Annotated in this window: 4 protein-coding genes, 1 pseudogene and 1 riboswitch; of the genes and pseudogenes, 3 read left to right on the top strand and 2 right to left on the bottom strand. The window is 71.5% G+C overall.

Annotated elements, in window-relative coordinates:
• Positions 1-198: 198 nt before the first annotated feature.
• Positions 199-663, bottom strand: a pseudogene (bcp, locus tag AOK00_RS33515) (thioredoxin-dependent thiol peroxidase); the annotation flags it as partial.
• 152 nt (positions 664-815) lie between these two features.
• Between bcp and AOK00_RS33510 the strand changes: the two are divergent.
• The 3 genes from AOK00_RS33510 (at position 816) to AOK00_RS33500 (ending at position 1,994) form a co-directional block, all read left to right on the top strand.
• The gene (locus AOK00_RS33510) at positions 816-1,136 is read left to right on the top strand and encodes a DUF3618 domain-containing protein (protein ID WP_055603914.1); all 321 of its coding nucleotides are present in this window, start codon (positions 816-818) and stop codon (positions 1,134-1,136) included.
• Between the two features lie 46 nt (positions 1,137-1,182).
• Complete coding sequence (locus AOK00_RS33505; RefSeq protein WP_015033852.1) at positions 1,183-1,521, top strand: GroES family chaperonin; 339 nt, start codon at positions 1,183-1,185, stop codon at positions 1,519-1,521.
• Positions 1,522-1,570: 49 nt separating this feature from the next.
• Positions 1,571-1,640, top strand: a riboswitch (guanidine-III (ykkC-III) riboswitch).
• Positions 1,641-1,673: 33 nt separating this feature from the next.
• Positions 1,674-1,994, top strand: a complete 321-nt coding sequence (locus AOK00_RS33500; RefSeq protein WP_055603913.1) for a DMT family transporter — start codon at positions 1,674-1,676, stop codon at positions 1,992-1,994.
• Here the strand turns inward: AOK00_RS33500 and AOK00_RS33495 are convergent.
• Positions 1,988-4,138 (bottom strand): transglycosylase domain-containing protein (locus AOK00_RS33495; RefSeq protein ID WP_055603912.1); only part of this gene is annotated, 2,151 nt, incomplete at its 5' end. The two genes, AOK00_RS33500 and AOK00_RS33495, sit on opposite strands and share 7 nt — an antisense overlap.

Here is a 4,138-nt window from a genome sequence, read left to right as displayed (position 1 = left end):
GTGTGAACCTACCTGCCCGGGCACGGCACCCGAGGCGGGGAGTGGTCATCGCCCGCGCCTGCGGGAGGAGGCCGCGAGCAGCCCGATGACCGCGACGGCGACGAGCGCCGCCGGGACCACGCGCTCCAGGCGGGGGGCGCCGTCCTCATGGGTGAAACGTGCCTTCACGTCCGAGACGACCCGGTTGACGGCGACCTCGATCGAGAGGTCCCTGAGGATCTTGGCGACGTGGCCGGTGGCCTTCACGTTGTAGAAGGCGTGCTCCACCTTGCCGTCCTCGTCCACGACGACCGTCGAGCGGATCACGCCCGTCACCACCTTGCCGTACAGCTTCTTCTCGCCGAAGGCGCCGTACGCCTCCAGGATCTCCTTCGACGGGTCGCCGACCAGCGTGACCTTCAGGTTCTCCTTCTCGCGGAACTTCGCCAGCTTCTCCGGCTTGTCCGGCGAGACGCCGATGACGTCGTAGCCCGCCGCCGCCAGCACGTCCAGGTTGTCCGTGAAGTCGCAGGCCTGCTTCGTGCAGCCGGGCGTCAGCGCCGCCGGGTAGAAGTAGACGATGACCTTGCGGCCCTTGTGGTCCGCGAGAGAGACCTCGTTGCCGTCCGCGTCGGGCAGGGTGAAGGCGGGGGCGGTGTCGCCGGGCTGCAGTCGCTCGCTCATGGCTGGCTCTCCTCGGGATGGTTCGCGTACGCATTCAGAGCCTAATGGGGGTCGGGGACAGCCCGGCGGCGACAGAGCTGACAGACTGTCCACAAGGACCGATCAACGACCGGATCACGACCCACCCGGATCACGACTACGGAGGCAGCGCGGTGTCGGAGGCCAGGACCCCTGCGCAGATCGAGGCGGACATCGTCCGCCGGCGCGAGCAGCTCGCCGTCACTCTCGACGAGATCGGCATTCGGATGCACCCGAAGACGATCATCGGGGACGCGAAGGCCAAGGTCGCCTCGACGGTCGACCAGACCGCCGGACGCGCCTTCGTCGCCGTCAACCGGGTCGTCTCGGACGTGAAGGCACGTTTCACCCATGAGGACGGCGCCCCCCGCCTGGAGCGCGTGGTCCCGGCGGCGCTCGTCGCCGTCGCGGTCATCGGGCTGCTCGCGGCCTCCTCCCGCAGGCGCGGGCGATGACCACTCCCCGCCTCGGGTGCCGTGCCCGGGCAGGTAGGTTCACACCGTGAGCGAGAACACGCACGACAAGCTGCCCATCCGGATGCTCCACGACCGCGTCCTGGTCCGCACCGACTCCCCGGAGGGTGAGCGGCGCTCAGGCGGCGGCATCCTGATCCCGGCGACCGCCGCCGTCGGCCGTCGCCTTGCCTGGGCCGAGGTGGTCGCGGTCGGTCAGAACGTCCGCACCGTCGAGATCGGCGACCGCGTGCTGTACGACCCCGAGGACCGTGCCGAGGTCGAGGTGCGGGGCGTGGCGTACGTCCTGATGCGGGAGCGCGATCTGCACGCGGTGGCCGCGGACCGGTTCCAGGGGACGACGGACTCGACCGGGCTGTATCTCTGACCCCGTGTGCCTCGGGAGGCCTCGGTGACCATGGTCACCGGGGCCTCCCGCCGTTTTTTGCTAGCCTGGAGACACCCGACGAGACGCGCCGTACCGGGCTTCCGACAAGACGACGCACCCCTGTTGTTCCGTCTCGCGGAGGTGTTGTCGTCATGGCCTGGGTTCTTCTTGTCGTCGCGGGTCTGCTGGAAGTCGGCTGGTCGATCGGGATGAAGTACACCGACGGCTTCACGCGCCTGTGGCCCAGTGTGTTCACCGGCGCCGGGATCGTCGCCTCGATGGTGCTGCTGTCGCATGCCGCGAAGACCCTGCCGATCGGTACGGCGTACGGCGTGTGGGTGGGTATCGGCGCGGCCGGTGCGGCGGTGCTCGGCATGCTGGTGCTGGGTGAGCCCGCGACCGCCGCCCGGATCTTCTTCGTCTGTCTGCTGCTGGTCGCCGTCGTGGGTCTGAAGGCGACCTCGGGTCACTGACCGGGGGTGCCGCGAGGGGGCCGGGGGCCGCGTGACGCCGCTCCCGGGCCCGCCTCGCCCAGCTCGTACGACTCCTCGGACATCTCGGGAGCCCCTGAGGACTCCGGGGCGGCGGAGGAGTCGGGGGCGGCCGAGGCCTCAGGAGCGCCAGAGGCGTCGGGGGGTGCGGCGGCGTCAGCGGCGTCGGAGGCGTCGGGCACCGGCGGGACCGGCGGCAGTTCCTCCGCCCCCGGCATCAGCTGGAGCTCGAAGTCCCGCGGTGCCGTTCCCGCCAGTGCCTCGCGGGTGAACTGGGCCCAGATCTCGGCGGGCGGCCCGCCTCCGCCGACCCGGGACTGTCCGAGTGCGCCGTACAGCGGTTCCTGCCGGCCCGACTCGGGGTCCTGGCCCATCAGGGCGACGACGGTGGCGAGTTCCGGGGTGTAGCCGGCGAACCAGGCGGCCTTGTCGTCCTCCGCCGTGCCCGTCTTGCCGGCGGCGGGGCGGCCGGCGGCCTGTGCGGCCGTTCCCGTGCCCGTCTCGACGACGCTCCGCAGGATGGCCGTGGTGGTGTCGGCCGCCTCCCGGCTGACCGTCTGCCGGGGCGACCGGGTCGGTAGGGGCAGATCCTGGCCGTCCCTGCTGAGGCTCTCGACGAGGGAGTAGGTCCCGTGCCGGCCGTGCGCGGCGAGGGTCGCGTACGCCGTCGCCATGTCCAGGACACTCGCCGTGGCGGGTCCGAGCGCGATGGAGGGGGAGGCGTTGAGGTCGGGGGTGGAGCCGGGCAGGCCGAGGGCGACCGCGGTGCGTCGTACGTGGCCGGGGCCGACGTCGACGGCCATCTGGGCGTACACGGCGTTCACCGACAGGTCGGTCGCGGCGCCGACGGCGATCTCGCCGTAGCTCTCGTCGTCCTCGTTGGCGGGGTCGTACGGGGTGCCGTTCCAGCCTTCGACCGGGCGCCGGTTGTCTCCGTCGTACACCGTGTGCGGCGTGATCGGTTCGCCCTGCTGGGTCTGGGCGCCGCTCTGGACGGCGGCGGTGAAGACGAAGGGCTTGAAGGTGGAGCCGACCTGGTAGTCGCGCCGGGTGGCGTTGTTGACGTACTGCTGGGTGTAGTCGACTCCGCCGTACAGGGCGAGGACCTTGCCGCCGGCCGGGTCGACGGCGGCGGCGCCGACCCGTACGAACCGGTCGGCGGGGGCGCGCGCCGGGTCGAGCCGGGAGATGACCCGCTCCTCGACGGCCTGGACGAGCGCTTCCTGCTTGGCGGGTTCGAGGGTGGTGGTGATGCGGAAGCCGCCGCCGGCGAGGGTCTTCTCGTCGACGATCCCGTGCTCGGTCAGGTACTCCTCGACGGCCTGGACGAGGTAGCCGCGCTGGCCGGAGAGGCCGGTCGCGGGGCGGGCGGTCTGGGGGGTGGGGAAGCGGGCGGCGGCGCGGTCGGCGCGGGTGAGCCAGCCTTCCTTGACCATGCCGTCGAGGACGTAGTTCCAGCGGGCGACGGCCTTGGCGCGGTTCTCGGGGTGGGTGGTGACGTCGTAGGCGCTGGGAGCCTTCAGGACGGAGGCGAGGTACGCGCCCTCGGCGGTGTCGAGGTCCTCGACGTCCTTGCCGTAGTAGGCGCGGGCGGCTGCCTGGAGGCCGTACGCGTTGCGTCCGAAGTAGCTGGTGTTCAGGTAGCCCTGGAGGATGTCCTCCTTGCTCTTCTCGCGGCCGAGCTTGATCGCGATGAAGAACTCCTTCGCCTTGCGGGTGAGGGTCTGCTCCTGGCCCAGGTAGTAGTTCTTGACGTACTGCTGGGTGATGGTGGAGCCGGACTGGCGGCCCTTGCCGGTGACGGTGTTCCAGGCGGCGCGGACCATCGCCTTGGGGTCGACGGCGCGCGAGGTGTGGAAGTCGCGGTCCTCGGCGGCGAGGACGGCCTGCCGGACGGTGAGGGGGACGCGGTCGAGCCGGACGTTCTCGCGGTTGACCTCGCCGTCGCGGGCGAGGGTGCTGCCGTCCCGGTAGAGGTAGACGTTGGACTGGGCCAGGGCGGCGGAGTTGGCCGGCGGGATCTCCACCAGGAGGTAACCGGCGGCGAAGGCGCCGACGGTCAGCAGGGTGCCGAGGAGCAGGAGCCCGAAGAGGGTGCGCAGGGGGCGGCGGGGACGGCCTGCCGG

Source organism: Streptomyces aureus (assembly GCF_001418135.1).
In the GTDB taxonomy this organism is placed as follows: Bacteria; Actinomycetota; Actinomycetes; order Streptomycetales; family Streptomycetaceae; genus Streptomyces; species Streptomyces aureus_A.
Note: the sequence above shows the minus strand (reverse complement) of the source record. Positions and strands in the feature narration are given on the sequence as shown.

Coding starts and splice junctions, on each gene's coding strand:
- AOK00_RS33500 (WP_055603913.1), top strand. CDS start 1,674: ATGGCCTGGGTTCTTCTTGTCGTCGCGGGTCTGCTGGAAGTCGGCTGG.